The organism is Rhodoferax sp. U11-2br, assembly GCF_018619435.1.
In the GTDB taxonomy this organism is placed as follows: Bacteria; Pseudomonadota; Gammaproteobacteria; order Burkholderiales; family Burkholderiaceae_C; genus Rhodoferax.
Genome location: NZ_JAHFZF010000014.1, coordinates 1 through 19,998, shown reverse-complemented (window position 1 = coordinate 19,998; position 19,998 = coordinate 1). Strand labels below are relative to the sequence as shown.

The window sequence follows — 19,998 nt, the reverse complement described above, 5'->3', positions numbered from 1 at the left end:
TTTGTGGGGCCCCCATCGTAGCCGCTGGGCGTGCAGACGCGGGGGCCTGGTTTTCATGACGGGCGGCTCTTGGTGCTGGGCTGGGGCACTTGCATGGCACCGTCTTCAAAGGTGCCAGCGTCGGCATCACTGTGGCAGGCGGCGCAGTTGGCCTTGCTTTTGACCAGTGGGTTGGCCCAGTCGGCGGCTGAAATCTCACGGTGTTTCCTGATCCAGTACGGTGTGTCGGTGATGCGCTGCGGGGCTGCCTCGGGCGGGATGGACTGCCCGATCTTGTAGGCGGCTTCGGTTGCCTGCTGCTCGGCGGCGTTGTCCACCATAAAGGCCAGCACCGCCTGGGTGGTGGGGTCGTCCAGCGCCAGGTCGGAGCCAAAGTGCTGGTCCTGCTCGGCCATCATCTTCTGCCAGGAGCGTGCAGGCAGCAGTGAGGGGTGAAACATCCCATGGCAACTGCCACATTCCTCGCGCCACACAGCGTTGTCGGCCAGGGTGGGGCCCACAAACGGCACCTGGCGCACCACGGTCTGGCCGGTCAGTGCCGCCCATTGGTTGTGTAACGCATACGCAAACCACCAGCCGCCAAAACCCAGCACCAGCAGCAACATCACCCAGGCCACCCGCTTGTGCGGCTGGCCCGCCGGGGTGTCCGGGCTGGCCAGCTTGTGGCCGTCAACCATCGAGCGCGCCAGGTTCTCCCGGTGCACCCGGCTTTCCATCAGCACACCGGTGATGTGCACGCCCACCAGCGCCAGCATCACGATGGCGGCCAGCTCATGCACCTGCTGGAACCCGTCCCCCTGGGCAAAGCTGAACCAGCCCGCCGCCGGGCCATGGCGTTCCTGAGCGCCCAGCAGCAAGATGCCGGTCACACCAATCACCAAGGTGAGCGCCAGAAACAGGTAGACCGCCAGGCTGCCGGTCGGGTTGTGGCCCACATAACGGGCCGCGCGGCCCGCCATCACCTCTTTCAGATAGGCCAAGCCACGCGAGGGGCTCAGCGCAAAACTGGCGAAACGCGAAAAGTGCGAACCGGCAAAACCCCACAGCACCCGAAAAACCACCAGCCCCAGCATCAGGTAACCACAAAACACGTGAACGGCCAGCCACGGGTCTGACTCGGCGGTGAGCCAGGCCACTGCAAAACTGCCGGCCAGCGTCCAGTGGAACAAGCGGGTCGGAAAGTCCCAGATCAGCGTTGGCTGCAAAGGTGTGTTACCAGGGCTCATTTGGGAATACGGACGGTGTCCTCGTCAAACTCGCCTTTGTCGGCGTCACGGTGGCAAGCGATGCAGTTGGACTGGCTCTTGACCGAGGCCCGTTTCCACACGGCCGGGTCAATTTCTTTGGCGCGGTGTTTGGAGGTGTACCAGCCGCTTTCGGTGATCTTGAGCGGCGCGGTGTTGGCCGTCCAGCGGTTGGAGGCGTGTTTGACCAGGTAGTTGGTGATCTCCAGCGTGTCAGCGGGGGACAACGAGGCGTCGGTTCCAAAGTGTTGGTCCAGCTCGCCCATCATCTTTTGCCAGGACGCTGCGGGCAACAAACCGGGGGGGAACGCCAGGTGGCAGCTGCTGCATTCGGCCTGCCATTTGGCATTGTTTTGCGCCGGCATCACCGGGCGGCCCCGGTCTTCACCGTTGTATTTGGCCTGGGCGCTCAGGCTGCTGACGGCCAGCGTGAAGATGGCTGCGACTGTCCAGAGTGGGTGGTGTGGCATCGTGCTCCCTTCCTTCTTATTTGACCGACAACACATAACTCATGAAGTCGCCTTTTTCCTGCGTGGTACAGGCCCGGCCCAGCGCGTCGTTGCAGTTGCGTTTGAACCACTTCTCGACCTTGGCCGCGTCGGTGAAACGCTGCGGGTTCACGCTGGGCGCCATCGGTTCGATGACCTTGTTGGACTTGGCGTGTTGACCGGCGTTTTTGGGGGAATCGGAGTGGCAGGACGAACACGACAACTGGTTCGGCCCCTGGGTGCTGTAGAGCTTTTGCCCGGCAGCGGCGCTGAAGTCCTTGAACGCGGGGTTCTCGGTTTTGGCCTGGGCTTTGTAGCTGTCCAGGATCGGGTTGGCGTTGGCCAGCAGCGGCAGGGCAACTGCCAGGCTGGTGAACAGCGTGCGGATGTGGTGTTGGAATTTCATGCTTGACCCTCAGTGATGAACTGGGGACAAGCTTAAAAAGGGCGTCTTAAGAAAGTCTTATTGGGTGGGGTGCTGATCGGATCAGGAGCATGTATGAAATATAAAAATCATAGCTGCATGCCCTTTTGATATGAGGGCTACAGGCTGATTTCTTATGAATGGCGTGATGTGCGCCTGTGTCGCGTTTTGCGATCAAAAACTCAGTCGTCCAAGGCCCCGCTGATCTAGGCTCTTTCTGACTGATAAGTTGCCCAGGCATGCTCCACCAATGCACGCATGTTCGCATCCTCTGCCAAAGGATGCTTATCAAGGTCCTTCAATGTCTCTTCATAAAGCTCTCGGCCACCATTCACTGGTGCTCGCAGTGCCGCAGCAAAGTCTCCTTCGGCTGCGGTCGTGTTGCCAAGCAAACATTGCACATAAGCCCGGTTGCCCAGCAGCATGCCGTTGGGCTGGATGCAGCGTGCCGCGCCATCGTTCAGATTGGCCAAAGCAGCTTGCAATAGCAATTGCGCCGCCGGTTCGTTGGGCCCCCCAAGCGTTTTAGCCATCAGCAAACGGCCAAAGCCTGCACCGTTTGCGGCGCGTGCGACCTGCTCGCGCAGCGCAGGCTCGGTTGCCTCACCAAAGCGGCGCAGCACCTCGTCATAGGTCGCAATGGCAGCCTCGTACTGGTTCAGGTGGCCTTGGGCTGTGCCCTTGTTGACTAAGGCCCGTGCGACCTGCTCGATCAGCGCAGGCTCGGTTGCCTCATCAAAGCGGCGCAGCACCTCGTCATAGGTGGCAATTTCGGCTTCGTGCTGGTTCAGTTTGGCTTGGGAGATGCCGCGATTGAATAGCACCTGCGCGACATTGGTGGCGCCGGCATTCGGCACATTTGAGGCTTTGGCCCAGAAATAGGCCGCATCATCCAATTTCCCAGCAGAGTAGGCAGCGAAAGCGCGAGTGTTCCAGTCGTCGAAAGAGTAGCTGTCTTCGTTGATGTTTTTCAACTCACTGTCACGACTCGCGAGCGCTTGGGATTGGTCGTTATTCATGGCGGTGACTGACCCAATTTTGTTAATGTGCTCTTGTAGGGTGCGGCTTGCCTCCTCTGCTTCTTGCTTAAATTTAGCTTCGTGCTCAATGACGCTCTGTTTAGTCTGATCCATTTGCCCATGCACTTGGGCAGCTTTTTTTTCTAGCGTTTCAATTTGCGCGTTGAGATTGGTTGTATTGGATTTAAGCCATTCTTCCGCGCTGTTTTTTGCAGCATCAGTCGCTGCTTGTTTGGCATCAGATTGGGCATTGCGGTACCCTAGAAGCCCAACCGACACCAGTAGCACCGTGATGGCAATGCCCAGCACGGAAATTACCATGCCAAAGCGATCAACGCTTTGTCCTAGCTGCGCCAGTTGGTCATCTACGCGCTTGTCCACGGCGGCGATTTGTTGGCGAACCGCCTCAATGTCTTTGGACTGAAGCTCTTTTTGAGCTTCCCACTTGCTTTGTTGCAGTTCCTTGAACGCGTTCAGTTCGTTATCCGATGCAACTGACGAGGTGGTAGCTGCTTGCGCTATGGCTGCGCTCGCTAGCAATAGGCTCATGGCCAACAGTCGTTTCATCAGATGCGCTCCCTTTATCTCTTCTTGAACAGCGGTCGAGGGCAATAGTTGCGCTCTGGATGCTAACAAATTGGGAGTTCAGAACTGTGGCGGCAAAGGGTGTCGCAGTGGTGGAGTGATGTCGAAAACGTTAGTTTGATTGGGGCTCAGATGTGGGTGGCAGGTAGGATGTTTGAGTAGATGGAGGGCTACCACTTGACTGCCTGGAAATGGGTATTGGCGACTGACTTTTCCGCTGCAATACCCGCCCCCCGTCTCTGACCAACTCCCTTTTTCACCCAAAGGGATTGAGCAGGGGAAAGTGACAACCCGCCTGCTTTTGCCGATTACCCAGCCCAACCACCAGCTGTGGGTCTAAACGCCAGCGCAAGCGTCACTGGGTTTTAAGGTGTTTAGCACGTCATGTGCTGATAGCCCTCGTTATTGTTGACGAGGCTGCTATCAATGCAGTGGCAATTGGCATGGTCAGCACTGACCATGCCACGTTGACTGCGTTTACTTTCCAAACAACTGGCTGACGTGTTGCCACAAACGCAGCATCAGACCCGCGCGTTCCACATCGGCCAGCGCGACCAGCGGGGTTTCGCCGATGGGCTTGCCGTTGGAGGTGGCGACCACCTTGCCGACCACCGCACCCTTGGTCAGCGGTGCCTCCAGGTCCGACTTGAGTTCCACCGCCGTTTGCACTTGCTGGCCGCGTGGCACGGTCAACATCCACGGTGTGGCCAGGCCTGCGTCGACCGTGTCTGCCTTGCCGAAGCTGAGCTTGGCCTTGGTGACCACGGTGTTGGGTTGAATCGGGGTGGCCTTCTCGAAAGTGCTGTAGCCCCAACCCAGCAGGGTTCGCGTCTGATCAGCCCGCGCCTGCGCGCTTTGGGTGTTGAGGATCACCGAGATCAGGCGCATGTTGTTGCGCTTGGCTGAGGTGACCAGGCAGTAGCCGGCGGCGTCCGTGTGGCCCGTCTTCAGCCCGTCCACGGACGGGTCGGTGTAGAGCAGGGCGTTGCGGTTGCCTTGTTTGATGCCGTTGTACTTGAACTCGCGTTCCGCGTAGATCGGGTAGTAGTCCACGCTGTCGCGGATGATGGCGCGCGCCAGGATCGCGAGGTCACGCGCCGACGACTTGTGGTCCGGGTCGGGCAGGCCGGTGGGGTTCATGAAATGGGTGTGGGTCATGCCCAGGCGCTGGGCTTCGGCATTCATCAGCTTGGCAAAACCCTCTTCGGAGCCGGCCATGTGCTCGGCAATCGCCTTGGATGCGTCGTTGCCCGACTGGATGATGATGCCGCGCAGGATATCGATCACCGTCGCCTGGCTGTTGAGTGGCAGGTACATACACGACTCGGTGCTGGAGCCTCGGCACCAGGCGTTCTCACTGACCGAGACCAGGTCGGTTGGTTTGAGCTTGCCGGTGCGTAACGCTTGCTCGACGATGTAGCTGGTCATCATCTTGGTCAGTGAGGCGGGTGGCAGTGCTTCGTCAGCGTTGGCCGAGGCGAGCACCTCGCCAGAGTCGAAGTCCATCAACAGCCACGCTTTGGCGGGCAGTGCGGGCGGCGTGCCTGCCAAGGTGTTGTCTGCAGCCAGTGGCGGCAGGGCGTTTGCGGCAGCGGCGACCTTTTTGGTGGCGGTGGCTTTGGTGGCGTGAGCTGCGGGTTTGGTCGCTTTGTGTGTTGCCGCGAAGCTGGCAGAGCCAGGAAACATGGAGCCAGCAGCGATGGCGAGGACGATAGGGAGAAGGGAAAAAGTCTTGTTTTTCATGGTGTTTTCAGGAGGAGCGAGCATTGTCGCGGATCAATGTGAAGCGTTGAGGGGGCACAACGGCCCTCAGGACGGAGGTTTTTGGGGGCTGATCACGGCAAAACAGCTGGGAGAAGGCACCTGTGAGCGCTGCGCGTGGGGACGAGGGCAGTGCTCAAGCAGGCAGTGTAAAAATTCGTAACATGGGTGTCGTCGTCAAGCGGGCGCTTTCGACAGCTAGGCTGGCGTGTGTGCAGGGGGAGATCACAAGCCCACCATCGCGCCGCGCACATCGGCCACCGACAAGATCTCAGACAACACCACCGGCGTTTTGCCGGGCTGGTACATCACATAGACCGGCACGCCGTTGCGCCCGAGTGCCGCTAGCGCGGTGGTGATGGCCGGGTCGCGGCGGGTCCAGTCGGCGCGTAACAGCACTACCTTTTTGGCTTCCAGGTCGGCCAGCAGTTCGATGTTGGCCAGGGTGGTTTTTTTGTTGTACTGGCAGGTCACACACCAGGCGGCGGTGAAATCCACAAACACGGGTGAACCACTGGCCAGCAGTTCGTCCACCTTGCCGGGCGCCCAAGCCTGCCACCGGCTGTTGGCGCTGGTGTTGGCGGTGCTGGTGGGCTCCGCAAAATGCACGACATTTTTGCCAATAGCCCAGGTCAAAGCTAGCAAGATCACTATCGATACAGCAGCAACTGGCAGGCGTGCAGCACCACGCAGCGTGAACGCCCAGATCACCAGCGCCAGGCTTACCAGCAGCGCCAGCAGGGCGCCTGCGCCGTCAATGCCTGTTTGTTGGCCCAGCACCCACACCAGCCAGACTACGGTGGCAAACATCGGGAAGGCCATGGCGCGGCGGAAGGTGTCCATCCAGGGGCCGGGGCGGGGCAGTTTGCGCGCCAGCGCGGGTGACCAGCTCGCCGCCAGATACGGCAGCGCCATGCCCACACCCAGGGCCGCAAACAGCAGCAGCGCCTGCAAGGGCGGCAAAGCCAGCGCCAACCCGAGCGACGCCCCCATGAACGGCGCGGTGCAGGGGGAGGCAATCGCCACCGCCAGCACGCCGGAGAGGAAGGCGTTGACGGCAGGGTTTCTGGACTGCAGCGTGGCCAGACGGCTGGGTAGCAGCTGGCCAAACTCAAACAGCCCGGCCAGGTTCAGCCCGATCAGTGTGAACAGCGCTGCCAGCGCCGCCACCACGGCGGGGGACTGCAGCTGAAAGCCCCAGCCGAGTTGTTCACCCGCGCTGCGCAGCACCAGCATCAGCGCGCCCAGCGCCAGGAATGACAGCACCACCCCGGCGCTGTAGGCCAGGCCGCTCACCCGATGGCCGTGCCGGTCGTCTGCGTGGCGGGTGAAACCCACCACCTTGATCGCCAGCACCGGGAACACACAGGGCATCAGGTTCAGCAACATCCCCCCAAGCAGCGCGCCCAAGAGTGCCAGCCAGAAGCTGGTGGGCACGCTGGGTGTGGCAGGAACGGCGGTCAGCGTTGGGTTCAGCAGAGCGGGCGTTGTTGCGGCCTGGCCGGGTGGCGGGTTGGCGGGCCAGGTGCCTTGAATCGGTGCGGAGGTGGCAAAACCGCTGCGTTGCCCAGCCACATCAGCCACCAGTACCAGTGGCAGCGCTGTGGGGCTGTCGCTGCGGTGGGGTGAGATCGGCAGGCTGGCGGTCCAGGTTGCACCGGTCCAGGCTTGCGTCCAGACGGCGCCAGCGTCCACCAGTTCGGGGACTTCGGGGAACAGTTCGAGCTTCTGGCCTTGCAGCGCGGCGGGCAGACCTGTGACGCTCAGCTTGAGCTGCTGGCCTTCGATGCTGATCTGGCTTTGGCCAGCCAGTGGTTTGGGGCTGGCTTGGAAACTGGCCTCAAACACACCTGCGTTGAGCGCTGTAGAGCTTTTGGTGGGCAGGCGCAGCACAAATTCACCGTCCTGCGGCACACATTCAAGTTTGCAGACCAGCCAGCTGGCCTGTAACTTGACTTCCAATTCCGAAGAAAGCAGCGAGGGTTTGAAATCGGGCGTGATGGTCAGCGGCACCGGCAGCAGCACCGTGCCGTTGAAGCCATAGGTCACCAGGTTGCCGGTCGGCAGGATTTTGGGTGTGGGCCAGGCAATGTCGCCAGCCAGCACACCGGTGGGCAAAGTCCAGCTCAGGCTGGTGGGCTGGCCCGAGTCGCCGGAATTCTTCCAGTAGGTGTGCCAATGTGGCTGGTGGGCCAGTTGCAGGCCAACCCAGACGGTTTTGCCGGGGTCCACGCCATCGGGCGCGTAGGCCATCAGTTCGGCGCGCACCTGTTCGGTGGTGACCACGTTTGTGATGCTTTTTGGTGCCTGAGCCCAGGTAGGTAAAGGGCTGATAGCTATGAATAAAACAGCAATCAGCCAGCGGGTCAGGTACTTTGGAAACGTCATAAGACTCTCAGAGTCGGGTGGCGGCGCAGAGTTCCGGGGCGGGGTCAATACGGGTTCTCGAACCCCAGGCGCGCCATGATCTCGCTTTCGCGCAGCTCCATCACTTGGGCGTCCTCGTCCTCGTCGTGGTCCCAGCCCTGGGCGTGCAAGGCGCCGTGCACCAGCAGGTGCGCGTAGTGTTCTTCCAGGGTCTTGTTCTGCTCTTTGGCTTCTTTGGCCACCACCGGGGCGCACAACACCAGGTCGGCGGTGACGATGGGTTCCTGGGTGTAGTCAAAGGTCAGCACATTGGTGGCGTAGTCTTTTTGCCGGTAGTCGCGGTTCAGGGCCTGGCCCTCGTCGGCGTCAACAATGCGCACGGTGATTTCGGCGTCGTCTTGCAGCGCGTGGCGAATCCATTTGGTGACCTTGTGGCGCGGCAGCGCAGCGCGGTGTAACTCGGCATCAGCCAGCTTGCCAAATTGCAGGGACAGGGTGAGTTGGTTCATGGTGTGTTGGGGCGGGTTTGTCTAAGAAATTGGCCTCTGGCCCTGATGGCATAAGGGTTGGTTGCTATCAATAAGTTGTGTGGCCTATCACGGTGCCGCTTTGCGATTGCGGGTACGTGGTGCCGGCACCACCGATGTGGGCAGGATGTCGGCATCCACACGGGGGTGCGGGTTAAAACGGCCCGGTGCGTCGTAGGCGTCCACAATGCGGGCCACCAGCGGGTGGCGCACCACGTCCTGGCTGGTCAGTCGGCACATGGCGATGCCGTCCACACCACGCAAGACGCGTTCGGCGTCGATCAGGCCGCTGAGCTGGTCGGCAGGCAGGTCGATCTGGCTCACGTCGCCCGTCACTACCGCCTTGGAGCCAAAACCGATACGAGTCAGGAACATCTTCATCTGCTCGGGCGTGGTGTTTTGCGCCTCGTCCAGGATCACAAACGCGGTATTGAGCGTGCGCCCGCGCATGAAGGCCAGTGGCGCAATCTCAATCGTCTGGCGCTCAAAAGCTTTTTGCACCGCCTCAAAACCCATCAGGTCATACAGCGCGTCGTACAGCGGGCGCAGGTAGGGGTCGATCTTTTGCGCCAGGTCACCGGGCAGGTAGCCCAGGCGTTCACCGGCCTCGACCGCCGGGCGCGTCAGCACAATGCGCTGCACCGTGCTGCGCTGCAGGGCGTCCACCGCCATGGCCACCGCCAGGTAGGTTTTGCCGGTGCCGGCCGGGCCGATGCCAAAGGTGATGTCGCAGCTGGCGATGCAGTCCAGGTAATGCGCCTGGTTCATCGAGCGCGGTTTCAGATCGGCGCGGCGGGTTTTGAGGGATGGGCCGTCGGCACCATTCACGTCGCCGTCGCCCGAGAGCATCAGCTGCACCGTGCGTGGCTCAATCGGGCGTGCTGCCATCTCGTACAACGCTTGCAGCATCTCCATCGCACGCTGGGCGTGGATCTTGAGGCCTTCCACCTTGAACTGCTCGTGCCGGTGTGCAATACGCACCTGCAGCGCGGTCTCGATGGTGCGCAGGTGCGCGTCCATCGGGCCACACAGGTGGCTCAGGCGCGTGTTGTTGAGGGGCGAAAACAGGTGGCGAAGGATCACGTTGATAATTCTCTGAATAGGGGCGGCGGTTTCACCGCTCCGTGGGGTTGGGCCAACATGCCGTGGCTGGCGGCTGGGTTGTTGGGCCTGCCTGCGTGGGTCGATTTTCCGTCAGACCCAAAGACTTTTTGATGATAGGTAAAAAATGATAGGCAAGCTCACCGGAACGCTGGACAACAAAAACCCGCCCGAGGTCATCATCGACTGCCACGGCGTCGGTTACGAGGTGCTGGTGCCCATGAGCACCTTCTACAACCTGCCCGAGATTGGCGCCAAGGTCACGCTGCTGACCCATTTTGTGGTGCGTGAAGATGCGCAAATTTTGTATGGCTTTGCCAACACGGCCGAGCGTGAGGCGTTTCGCCAGCTGATCAAGATCAGTGGTGTCGGGCCACGCACCGCGCTCTCGGTGCTGTCGGGCATGAGTGTGACCGAACTCTCACAAGCCATCACCCTGCAGGAAGCTGGGCGCCTGATCAAGGTGCCGGGCATCGGCAAAAAAACCGCCGAACGTCTGTTGTTGGAGCTCAAAGGCAAACTCGGGCCAGACATCGGTGTGGTGGCCAGTGTGGCCAGTGACGCCCAGGCCGACATCCTGCAGGCCCTGCTGGCGCTGGGCTACAGCGACCGCGAAGCCGCCGCTGCCCTCAAAGCCCTGCCGCAGGACGTGGGCGTGAGTGATGGCATCAAGCTGGCGCTCAAAAGCCTGGCGAAATAAAACCGCCAGCCCGCGCTACATGGCGCTGCGCACTGGCCGGTTGTTGAGCGGTTGCACCGGGCGGGCGTTGTTGGGGTAGAGCTGCTGGAACAGGCGCAGCTGCGCCTGACTGACCTGGCTGGGTTGTTTGAGCACCATCCACAACACCCCTTCGGTACACGGTGGGGTGGTCAGTGAGCCCATGAACTGGTAATACCGCTGGTCTTTGGGCAGCAGTTCACTCACGTCAATCAGCCCGGCAGGGGTACGCACTGTGTCATTCACATCCAAGGGCATGTAGGTCCAGACCTTGTCGAGCAGTGGGCTGGCCTCACCCGGCTCCAGCAGCACCGCCACCACCGCCAGTTGGCCCTCGGCATTGCGGTGCACCAGGTGCACCACCATCGCAAAGTTGCGGTAGTTGACCTGTTCTTCGGACGGGGTGTGGAAGTGAAACTGCAGCAGTGTGTAGGTGCTGCCGCGCACGGTCAGGGTGTTGTTGCCCTGCAGGTTGACCTGGATGGTGTGGCCGTTGTTGACCACCACCGCGTTGGAGGGTTGGTAGTTGAACTGCAGGGCTTCGGCCGGCCCTTGCAGGGTGGCGGTGTCGTCGATGTTGATCGGTGACTGGCGCTGGCCTGCCGCGCAGGTGCTGAACTCTGGCTGCAGCTTGCTCCAGGCCTGTGGCCCGGTGGTGCCCGAATAACTCCAGTGCACCTCGCCATGGCCGCTGTCAGCTTTGTCGTGTGCAGCTGCTGGTGAGGTGTGGCCGGTCAGCGCGGCGGCCTTGGCCCGGATGTACTCGCGACTGTCGCGTGGGTTGATCACCGGCCCGTGCGCCACCGGGGCAGGGCGTCCGACCACAGCGGGCGGGCGCACCACGGCAGCCGGTGCGGCGGGCTCGGGCATGACAACTTCTTCTGCTTTGGCGCGGCTGCTGGCGGCGGCAGGTGTTGTTGATCGGGTGGGGCTGCTGGTTTTGGGCGCGGGTTCGGGTTTGTCCGAGATCACCAAGGTCAGTTTTTTGCGGTCAATCAGTTTGTCGCGCAGGGCTTTTTTGATGTCCTGTCCCAGGTCGACCGGTTCGGCCTCGGCGCTCGCTTCCACCGGGGCCGAGACTCTCTTGGCCGGGGTCTTGGCGGCGGTGGTCGGTTTGGCGCTGTGGTCGGTGGTGTCGGCCGCGTGGCTTACCGACCAGCCACCGGCACACATCAAGCCACCCAGCATCAGCGCCCAGGCCAGGCGCGACCCACGGGCGTGAAACCGGCTGGCGGCCAACACCAGGCTGTGTGGTCTGGGCTGCTGCAGTGTGGGGGGTGTGTTCATGTCAAATCCCGGGCTGATTGACGGCGATGAAAAGAGGGCATGGCATGTTATCGGCAGAGTTGGCCCAGGTATTGAGCGCTATAGTGCCTGTTTTGCCCAGAAACCGAGCCCGCAGTGAGTATCCAAACCGACGATTTTGCCCCGGCGCCCGCCAAACGGGTGGTGTCCAACGCGCCCGCCTCACCCAACGAGGAGGCGATTGAGCGCGCCCTGCGCCCCAAGTTGCTGGACGACTATGTGGGCCAGGTCAAGGCGCGCGAGCAGCTGGAGATTTTTATCAGCGCTGCCAAAAAACGCGACGAGGCGCTGGACCATGTGCTGCTGTTTGGCCCGCCCGGCCTGGGCAAAACCACGCTGAGCCACATCATCGCCGCCGAATTGGGCGTCAATCTGCGGCAAACCAGCGGCCCGGTGCTCGAAAAACCCAAGGATTTGGCGGCGCTGCTGACCAATCTGGAAAAAAACGATGTGCTCTTCATCGACGAGATCCACCGCCTGAGCCCGGTGGTTGAGGAAATCCTCTACCCCGCGCTGGAGGACTACAAGATCGACATCATGATTGGGGAAGGCCCGGCGGCGCGCAGCATCAAGCTCGACCTGCAACCCTTCACCCTGGTGGGAGCCACCACCCGTGCCGGCATGTTGACCAACCCGCTGCGGGACCGTTTTGGCATCGTGGCGCGGCTGGAGTTCTACACGTCTGAGGAGCTGGCGCGCATTGTTAAACGCAGCGCCGGCCTGCTCAATGTGCCGACCAACCCAGAGGGCGGTTTCGAGATTGCCCGGCGCAGCCGTGGCACACCGCGCATCGCCAACCGGCTGCTGCGCCGGGTGCGCGACTATGCTGACGTCAAAGGCGTGGGTGAGATCACGCTCGACATTGCCAACCGCGCACTGGCCATGCTGGACGTGGACCCGCAAGGCTTCGATTTGATGGACCGTAAGTTGTTGGAGGCGGTGATCCACCGCTTTGACGGTGGCCCGGTGGGGCTGGACAACATCGCCGCCAGCATCGGTGAAGAGCGTGAAACGATTGAAGACGTGATCGAACCCTACCTGATCCAGCAGGGCTACCTGCAACGCACCCCGCGCGGCCGTATCGCAACCCTGGCCGCCTACCGGCATCTGGGCGTGACGCCCCCCGCGAATCAGGCTGGTGGGGTGGACATGTTCAGTGTCTGAGCCGGGCTTGGCTGGTCCACGGGTTTTATAGAAGAAATTGGCCTCTAGCCCTTTTGAGATAAGGGCTGAAAGCTATCGCTTAGATAGTGTTTGGCGAGGTGACGAATGGCTGCGCCAGGTGGCTGCTTCAGACAACGGGTTCGCAGCGAACCTCGGATTTCACCGAATTGGCGATGTAACAGGCCTCGTGTGCCTCATGGTGCAAGGCTTCAATCTGCGCGCGGGTTGGTTGCTTCTCGCCAGAAAAGCTGACGGCCGGGCGCAAGGTCACCACCGTCATGGCCAACTTGCCCTGCTCGTTTTGGGACATCACACCCACTGCCGAGTCATGGTAGCGGTCCACACAGAAGCGCTTTTTGGCCGCGATCGACAGAAACCACAACATGTGGCAGCTCGCCAGCGAGGCGACAAAAGCCTCTTCCGGATCGATGGCCGCTGCATCCGACATCGGTAGTGGCACCACATGGGGCGAGGAGGACCCCGCCACCTCCACGCCGCCATCAAAACGCAGCAGGTGTTTGCGGCTGTAGCGGTTGTCCAGGAAGTCCTGGCCCTCGCGCTGCCACACGATGTCGGCGGTGTACTGTGCCATGTGAGATTCTCCTGGTGCTGCTGAAAAAGTGTGTCCCAAAAAGCCGGTGAGATTGTCCACAACGGGTGCACAAGGTCAGCGTGCCGTGGCCGGTGGGGCGCACCAACCACGGGGCTCAATGCTGATGCGCCGCATCCTTGGGCATCTCCGCGTGGTTCGTGGGTTTGTGGCCTGCCGGTATCGGCTTGGCCTGTAGACGTGTGAACCGGGCCTGCAGCGGGGCTTGCCCAGGCACGGGGGCAATTGACACCACGGCCTGGGTGCCCGGTTTGGGGCGCTGCGCCAGGCTGCCTGCCAGGGCGTTGTCGCCCTGGGGGCTCAGGCTGACCTGGGTGCGGTGGGTGCCGCTCACGAAGCTGACCGAACCGCTGGCCTGGGTGGTGTTGATGTTCTGGCCCAGGTGGTCGGTCACATACACCTGAACCGTCACCCCCTGGCCTGCCATCGCAACAGGCGCCACCACCAGCTCGAAGTGGTAGATGCCTGCCATGCGTAATTGCCCACCGTGGGCAGAGACCATCGCGTCCAGCGTGGCCTCGTCATGCGCCCAGGCGGGGCTGCCAAGGGTGCTGGCGGCCCACGCCGCCGCGACGCACAAGGGGGCAAATCTGGAAAGCTGCATGGTCGGTCCTTGGTTCACAAAGAAGGATGGAGTCTGGCCAGGTTAAATGAGTTCCGTGTCAGCCTGTTGCTGGGCCAGGCTGCTTTGCCGGTTTGTATCAGGATTTGGCCTTCAGCCCAGATCTTTCCTGGGGTTGCAGCTATGGTTTTAGTCGGTTTCAGGTGGCGCCGTTGTGGCGTTTGGTGTGGGCTGCCGTGTGGGTTATTGTGAACAACGCGCTACCGTTCAGGTTCCGGGCCGCCCCTTGGCTGGTTTTCGCACCGACACTATCCCCCTTTTTGGCACAAATCATGCAAGACCTCACCCATGGACACGCCCCACCCACAACCTCCTGAGCGCCACACTGTGTTTGATGACACACAAGGCATTTTTACCGGCACCTTGTTTGTGTCACTCGCCTTGTTGATGTTCAACCAGGCCGGTTTGCTGACCGGGGGCACGGCCGGTCTGGCCTTTGTTCTGCACTACGCCACCGGCGTGAGTTTTGGCAAACTGTTTTTTGTGGTGAACCTGCCGTTTTACTGGTTTTCCTGGACGCGTATGGGGCGTGAGTTCACGCTCAAGACCTTTCTGGCGATTGCCTTGTTGTCGCTGATGACCGAGTGGTCGCCCCAGGTGTTTGAGATTGGCCAGATCCACCCCTTGTACGCGGCCATTGTGGGTGGTTTGCTGCTGGGCTCGGGCTGCCTGTTTCTGGCGCGCCACCGGGCCAGCCTGGGTGGTGCCACCATCGTCACGCTGTACCTGCAAAAAGCCCATGGCATTCGCGCGGGCAAGGTGCAAATGATCGTGGACTCGGTGGTGGTGCTGCTGGCGCTGCTGGTGGTGACGCCGCAGCGGGTGGCCTATTCGGTGCTGGCGGCGGTGCTGATGAGCCTGTTTTTGTGGGTCAACCACAAGCCGGGGCGTTATTCGGTGACCTGAGGTCCGGGCCCCGGCTGGGCCTATTTGCCGTAGACGTCAAAGCTGAAGTACTTGGCCGCAATTGTTTTGTAGCTGCCGTTGGTGTGGATGGCTTTGATGGCGGCGTTGACCTGCGCCAACAGCTTGGTGTCGCTCTTGCGCATGCCAATGCCGGTGCCGTAGCCCAGGATCACCGGGTCCTTGAGTTCATAGGGGGCAAACTCAAAGGGTTTGCCTTCGGGCTTGTCCAGAAAACCCATCTGCATCTCCACCAGGTTGCCCACCAGCGCGTCCACCCGACCGGCGGCCAGGTCCAGGTAACTGTCCTGGGTGGAGTCGTAGCGGGTCACGGTGGCACCGGCCTTGGCATAGTATTTGTCGGCAAAGTCGGCTTCAGTGGTGCTTTTTTGCACACCCACGCGTTTGCCGGCCAGGGCCTTGGGTGAGCCGTCCAGGCCGCTGCCGCGTTTGATGATCACGCGGTAGGGGATGTCGGTGATCTTGTCGCTGAAGTTGATGGTCTTGCGCCGTGCATCGGTCACCGTCATGCCCGACAGGATCATGTCGAACTTCTTGGCCATCAGGGATGGGATGATGCCGTCCCAGGGCGATTCGACAAACACACAGCGGCGTTTCATCTCGGCGCACAAGGCGTTGGCCAGGTCAACTTCAAAACCGACAATGTTGCCGTCGGGGCTTTTGTATTCAAACGGCTCGTAGGTGGCATCGGTGCCAATACGCAGTTCGGGCAGTTCGGCCGCCTGGGAGGCCAGTGCACAGCTCAGGCCCATCAGCACCAGATAGTGACGCAGTTTCATGACAGTGTTTCCTTGGGTAGTTCAGCAACAAAGAGGACGGCAGCGCAGGTACGCGCCAGGATGGCCGTCGCAAGAATGCTGCCAATGTCGCTGGGAAACAAGGCTTCTATCCCCAAAGGGGTAGGGTTTCAGGCGGCCGGTGGGCCGCCTGGATGCTGCTTGGCTTTAGCTGATGCTTTCGTCACGCACGGCCTGATCCAGGTGGCTGGTGTCGGCCCAGCCCACCAGGGTGAGCCCGTCGGGGGTCCACAGCAGGCGGTTGATGGCGGCGTTGCCCAGTTCCCAGGCGCGTGGGGCTTGCAGGCCCTGCCCGGTGGCCAGCCGGTACAACATGTCCATCACACCACCGTGCGCCACCACAATGATCTGCCCGCCGATGTGTTGCGCTGCCAGGCCGCTGACCGTGGCCAACACCCGCTCGCGCAGCGCCACCAGGGATTCACCGCCTGGCGGGGCCCATAGCGGTTCGCGTTGGCGCCATTGCCGAGACATGTCGGGCCAGCTGGCCTCGATCTCGGCATAGGTCAGGCCTTCAAACTGGCCGAACCCGCGCTCGCGCAGACCCACGTGAGGGCTGGGTGGGCAGCCCGTCACCTCGGCGATGGCCTGGGCGGTTTGCCAGGCGCGCAACAGGTCGCTGGCGTAGAGGGCGTCCACCACTTCGTCACCGAGCGCTTGCGCCACCCGTGTGGCCTGCCACAGGCCCACATCGTTGAGGCGAATGTCCAGCTGGCCCTGAATGCGCTTGTCCACGTTCCAGTCAGTTTCACCGTGGCGGATGGCAATGATGCGGGTGACTTGCATGGGGCAGTGTGGATGGATAGCTGCTATAAAAAATGGAGCTATTTTGGCTTTGTATGCAAGGGCGAATGCCTATTTTTGCTTATGAGATTGTAAGTCTCTGGCGGTCCAGCGGCATGCTGGCTGTGTCAGGCAACTGGGTCATGAAGTGTTCAAACGCTTGCACACCCAGGCCCGGGGTGCACAGGAAGCCCTGGAACGACTCACAGCCCAGGCTGGCCAGGTAGTCGCGCTGGGCTTCGGTCTCAACCCCTTCGGCGACCACCTTCAATTTGAGCCCGCGCGCCATACCGATGGTGGCGCTGACGATGGCGCGGTCACCCTCGTCGTCGGGCAGGCCGGTGACAAAGGAGCGGTCGATCTTGAGTTTGGAGATCGGAAAACGCTTCAGATACGCCAGGCTGGAGTAACCGGTGCCAAAGTCATCAATCGACAGCGCCACGCCCAGGTCGGCCAGGGCGTGCAGGCGGGCCATGGTCTCGTTGGCATCGCGGATCAGGATCGACTCGGTGAGTTCGAGTTCCAGCAGCTGCGGCGCCAGCCCGGCGGTACGAATCACAGCCGCCACCGTCTCGACAAAATCGGCCTGGTGGAACTGCAGCGCCGACACATTGATCGACACTGTGACGGGTGTGCCCCGCTTTTGCCACACGCTGGCCTGGCGCACCGCCTCTTCCAGCACCCAGGTGCCCAAGGTGGTGATGAAACCTGACTCTTCGGCCAGCGGTATGAACATGCTGGGTGGCACCTCACCGAGTTCGTCGTCGGTCCAGCGGACCAGCGCCTCGGCGCCCTGCAGGCTGCCGTTGGCCAGTGAAATCTGCGGTTGGTAATGCAGCCGGAACAGGCCCTTGTCCATGGCCTGGCGCATGGCGTGGTCCATTTTCAGGTGTGACAGCAGGTTGACATTCATCTGCGGTTGGTAAAACCGGAAGCTGCCTCGGCCACGCGACTTGACCAGGTACATCGCGGTGTCGGCACATTTGATCAGGGTGTCGAGCGTTTTGCCGTCCTCCGGGTACAGCGCTACACCGATGCTGCAACCCACTGAAAACGACATGTCGTCGATCTGGAAGGCCTCCACCATCGCGTCCAGGATGCGCTGCGCCAGCACCTCGGCACCGCGGGCGTCGAGCTCCTGCAGGAAGATCACAAACTCGTCACCTCCCAGGCGGCACAGGGTGTCGGTCTCACGCAGGCAGTTCTTGATCCGCTGTGCCACATCCACCAGCACTCGGTCACCAAAGGTGTGGCCCATCGAGTCGTTGATGTTCTTGAAGCGGTCCAGGTCGATGAAAAACACACCACATTCGCAGCCATTGCGCTCGGCCACGCGCAACGCAAAACCGGCACGCTGCGACAGCAGCAGGCGGTTGGGCAGGCCGGTCAGGGCGTCGTGGTAGGCCAGCTGTTCGATGCGTTTTTGCGCCGCATGTTCTTCGGTCAGGTCACGGAAAAAGCAGATGGTGTGTGACACCTGGCCGTGGTCGTCGCGCAGCAGCACCCAGGAGACATGGACCGCGCAGGTCGACAGGTCTGACTTGCGAAGGCAGAGCTGGCCGCGCCAGAGCCCGTGTTCGAGCAGCTTGCTGTGGGCGTCGGCGACCACCTCGGCGTGTTGCGGGTCAAAAAAGAGGTCGCTCGGGGTGGCCCCCTGCAGCTTGTCCTGCGCTCCCTTGGTCAGGGTTTCGCAGGCCGGGTTGACTGCCAGAATACGCAGCTCCTGGTTGGTGATGAAAATCGCCTCCAGGCTGGACTCGAAAACCTTGGCCGCCAGTTTGAGCTGGGATTCGGTCTGCAGGCTCTGGGTGATGTCCCGAAACGAAAACACCCGCCCGGTGGCTTGGCCACGGCTGTACTGCGACTGGGTGACCCGCTCCAGCACGCGGCCGCTGTGGAGCACCAGGATGTCGGAGGTTTCCAGCAAGGGGTTGTTGTTGATCTCTTGCAGGCGTTGCTGGTAGTGCGCAGGGTCGCTGACCTGGCTGGCCAGATGGGCGTACAGGGCCTTGTCGTCGCGGTGCAGCAGCATCGCCTCGGGCACCGACCACAGTTTGGCAAAGTGCCGGTTGTAGTTGCGGATCACACCGTCAAGGTCACTCACCAGGATGGCGTCGGCGGTGGACTCCAGCGTGGCACGCAACTCGGCCACACGTTTCTCCAGCTCGTTTTCGGTGTGGCGCTGCTGGCGCAGGTCGCGCAGGCCCACCAAGTAGACCGAGCGGTCAGCCTCCGGCCAGACCAGGCTGACACGCCGCTCCACGGCCACCGCCACCCCATCGGCGCCACGCAACAGGGTTTCTGAATGGATGCTGTCGACCAGCCCCTGGGCCACGTCTTCCCAGAAGAACTGGTCTTCGGGGGATGCGGCCAGTTCGATGACGGGTTTGCCCAGCATCTGGTCCCGGCTCAGGCCCAGCAAGTCACAGCCGGCCTGGTTCACCGCCAGAATGCGCAAATCCACCGGGTCTACCAGCCAGACCGATTCCAGCAGCCCTTCGATCAGGGGCTTCCAGGAGATGCGTTTCATGCTGCTGTTCCTTCCAATGCGGGGTCCACGGCGCGCTCAAAAAAGTAGCAAATGCGTTGGCGCGGTGACAGGTAATCCAATGCAGCACGCGGCAGGCTGCTGGGTTTGAGACTGCGTTTGATGCCCAGTTCAGGCATGCTTTCCAGGTCCAGCAACAGGGCTTCGTGTTTGGGAACCTGTGGGTCAAAAATGAAAATCCGTGGTTTGAGAGGCCGGGCCGAATTGACCGAGACCACGGTGGCAAAACGCTCATCACTGAGCTGCACCACCGAGCCCGGCGGGTACACCCCCATCATGCGGATGAAGGTGCGCAGCACGGTGGTATCAAAGCGCGGCCGGTACTGGGCAAAAATCAGTGCCAGCGCTTCATGCGGGGTGATGGCAGCGGCGGGACGGCTCGGGTTGCACAAGCCCTCGTAGCGGTTGACCAGCGCCAGAATCTTGGCCAGCTTCGACATCGATTCGCCCTGGATGCGTTTGGGAAAACCGCTGCCGTCTGCCATCTCGTGGTGCTGGGCGATGGCAACCAGGGCGGCGGGCGGCAGCTCCAGTCGTTTGCCCAGAATGACGCCAAGGGCCACGTGTTCCTGGTAAGCCTTGTTCTCGTGGGCCGAAAAACTGTCCTCCAGCCAGCGCACCCGATCCGGCAATTCGGATTTGCCAATGTCATGGAAAAACGCGGCCAGCCCAAGGTCGGTCAGCTCCGATGCGCTCAGGCCCAGCTGCTTGCCCAGCAGCAGGGCGATCACGCTGACGTTGACCGGGTGCAGCGCCAGCTTGTCACCCATGCTGTCGGAGAGCAGGCGGATGGCAGACTCACCCGAGCTCAACATGTCGGTCACAAACCCATCGACCATACCCCGGCATTGCGTCATCACTTCCCTGGGGTTGCTGTGCACCTGTTCCAGGGCTTGTTTGTACTGGCGCACGGTCTGGCCAAAGCGGCGTTCACAGGCCATTTGCTCGCGTTCCTGGGTAGCCAGCTGCTGGCGCCTTTGTTCGGCCTCCAGTTGGCGCAAGGCCAGCTCC

At 61.6% G+C, this 19,998-nt stretch carries 18 protein-coding genes; 3 read left to right on the top strand and 15 right to left on the bottom strand.

The window, feature by feature from the left end; translation table 11 throughout:
• Nucleotides 1-53 precede the first annotated feature (53 nt).
• The 8 genes from KKO72_RS10720 to KKO72_RS10685 all read right to left on the bottom strand — a co-directional run bounded on the left by KKO72_RS10720 (nucleotide 54) and on the right by KKO72_RS10685 (nucleotide 9,498).
• Nucleotides 54-1,226 (bottom strand): cytochrome b/b6 domain-containing protein, encoded by a 1,173-nt coding sequence (locus KKO72_RS10720; RefSeq protein ID WP_214938096.1) that lies wholly within the window; start codon nucleotides 1,224-1,226, stop codon nucleotides 54-56.
• Nucleotides 1,223-1,714: a diheme cytochrome c gene (locus KKO72_RS10715; protein ID WP_214938094.1), complete on the bottom strand. Its 492-nt coding sequence runs from the start codon at nucleotides 1,712-1,714 to the stop codon at nucleotides 1,223-1,225. The genes KKO72_RS10720 and KKO72_RS10715 overlap by 4 nt, the downstream gene beginning before the upstream one ends.
• 16 nt (nucleotides 1,715-1,730) lie before the next feature.
• Nucleotides 1,731-2,138, bottom strand: a complete 408-nt coding sequence (locus KKO72_RS10710; protein WP_214938092.1) for a DUF1924 domain-containing protein — start codon at nucleotides 2,136-2,138, stop codon at nucleotides 1,731-1,733.
• Between the two features lie 224 nt (nucleotides 2,139-2,362).
• Nucleotides 2,363-3,742, bottom strand: a complete 1,380-nt coding sequence (locus KKO72_RS10705) for a hypothetical protein (protein WP_214938090.1) — start codon at nucleotides 3,740-3,742, stop codon at nucleotides 2,363-2,365.
• A gap of 495 nt (nucleotides 3,743-4,237) precedes the next feature.
• Nucleotides 4,238-5,503, bottom strand: a complete 1,266-nt coding sequence (locus KKO72_RS10700; protein ID WP_251140585.1) for a D-alanyl-D-alanine carboxypeptidase family protein — start codon at nucleotides 5,501-5,503, stop codon at nucleotides 4,238-4,240.
• Between the two features lie 243 nt (nucleotides 5,504-5,746).
• Nucleotides 5,747-7,909: a protein-disulfide reductase DsbD gene (locus tag KKO72_RS10695; protein WP_214938088.1), complete on the bottom strand. Its 2,163-nt coding sequence runs from the start codon at nucleotides 7,907-7,909 to the stop codon at nucleotides 5,747-5,749.
• A 44-nt stretch (nucleotides 7,910-7,953) separates the two neighbouring features.
• On the bottom strand, nucleotides 7,954-8,397 hold the full coding sequence (ybeY, locus tag KKO72_RS10690; protein WP_214938086.1) for an rRNA maturation RNase YbeY: 444 nt from the start codon (nucleotides 8,395-8,397) through the stop codon (nucleotides 7,954-7,956).
• A gap of 87 nt (nucleotides 8,398-8,484) precedes the next feature.
• Nucleotides 8,485-9,498: a PhoH family protein gene (locus KKO72_RS10685; RefSeq protein WP_214938084.1), complete on the bottom strand. Its 1,014-nt coding sequence runs from the start codon at nucleotides 9,496-9,498 to the stop codon at nucleotides 8,485-8,487.
• Nucleotides 9,499-9,643: 145 nt separating this feature from the next.
• On the opposite strand from KKO72_RS10685, the gene ruvA reads away from it, so the two are divergent.
• Nucleotides 9,644-10,216 carry a Holliday junction branch migration protein RuvA gene (gene ruvA / locus KKO72_RS10680; RefSeq protein ID WP_214938082.1) on the top strand — a complete coding sequence of 191 codons (573 nt, stop codon included), beginning with the start codon at nucleotides 9,644-9,646 and terminating at the stop codon, nucleotides 10,214-10,216.
• 15 nt (nucleotides 10,217-10,231) lie between these two features.
• On the opposite strand, the gene KKO72_RS10675 is transcribed toward ruvA, so the two are convergent.
• Nucleotides 10,232-11,521, bottom strand: coding sequence for a carbonic anhydrase (locus tag KKO72_RS10675; RefSeq protein WP_214938080.1), 1,290 nt, complete (start codon nucleotides 11,519-11,521; stop codon nucleotides 10,232-10,234).
• 114 nt (nucleotides 11,522-11,635) lie between these two features.
• Here KKO72_RS10675 and ruvB point away from each other — a divergent pair, with 114 nt between their 5' ends.
• Entirely contained in the window at nucleotides 11,636-12,703 is a 1,068-nt protein-coding gene (ruvB, locus tag KKO72_RS10670) for a Holliday junction branch migration DNA helicase RuvB (RefSeq protein WP_214938078.1), read from the top strand.
• A 127-nt stretch (nucleotides 12,704-12,830) separates the two neighbouring features.
• Here the strand turns inward: ruvB and KKO72_RS10665 are convergent, their stop codons facing one another.
• Together KKO72_RS10665 and KKO72_RS10660 are read right to left on the bottom strand one after the other, a co-directional pair.
• Complete coding sequence (locus KKO72_RS10665; RefSeq protein ID WP_214938076.1) at nucleotides 12,831-13,295, bottom strand: OsmC family protein; 465 nt, start codon at nucleotides 13,293-13,295, stop codon at nucleotides 12,831-12,833.
• A gap of 115 nt (nucleotides 13,296-13,410) precedes the next feature.
• Nucleotides 13,411-13,917, bottom strand: coding sequence for a hypothetical protein (locus KKO72_RS10660; protein WP_214938074.1), 507 nt, complete (start codon nucleotides 13,915-13,917; stop codon nucleotides 13,411-13,413).
• A 306-nt stretch (nucleotides 13,918-14,223) separates the two neighbouring features.
• Here KKO72_RS10660 and KKO72_RS10655 point away from each other — a divergent pair, with 306 nt between their 5' ends.
• Nucleotides 14,224-14,841 (top strand): YitT family protein, encoded by a 618-nt coding sequence (locus KKO72_RS10655; protein WP_214938072.1) that lies wholly within the window; start codon nucleotides 14,224-14,226, stop codon nucleotides 14,839-14,841.
• A gap of 20 nt (nucleotides 14,842-14,861) precedes the next feature.
• Here KKO72_RS10655 and KKO72_RS10650 read toward each other — a convergent pair whose 3' ends face one another.
• The 4 genes from KKO72_RS10650 to KKO72_RS10635 all read right to left on the bottom strand — a co-directional run.
• Nucleotides 14,862-15,638 (bottom strand): transporter substrate-binding domain-containing protein, encoded by a 777-nt coding sequence (locus KKO72_RS10650; RefSeq protein ID WP_214938070.1) that lies wholly within the window; start codon nucleotides 15,636-15,638, stop codon nucleotides 14,862-14,864.
• Between the two features lie 165 nt (nucleotides 15,639-15,803).
• On the bottom strand, nucleotides 15,804-16,442 hold the full coding sequence (locus tag KKO72_RS10645) for a histidine phosphatase family protein (RefSeq protein WP_214938068.1): 639 nt from the start codon (nucleotides 16,440-16,442) through the stop codon (nucleotides 15,804-15,806).
• Between the two features lie 79 nt (nucleotides 16,443-16,521).
• Nucleotides 16,522-18,969, bottom strand: a complete 2,448-nt coding sequence (locus KKO72_RS10640) for an EAL domain-containing protein (RefSeq protein ID WP_214938066.1) — start codon at nucleotides 18,967-18,969, stop codon at nucleotides 16,522-16,524.
• Nucleotides 18,966-19,998: HD-GYP domain-containing protein (locus KKO72_RS10635; RefSeq protein WP_214938064.1), on the bottom strand; the 1,033-nt coding region annotated here is incomplete at its 5' end. The genes KKO72_RS10635 and KKO72_RS10640, both read right to left, overlap by 4 nt.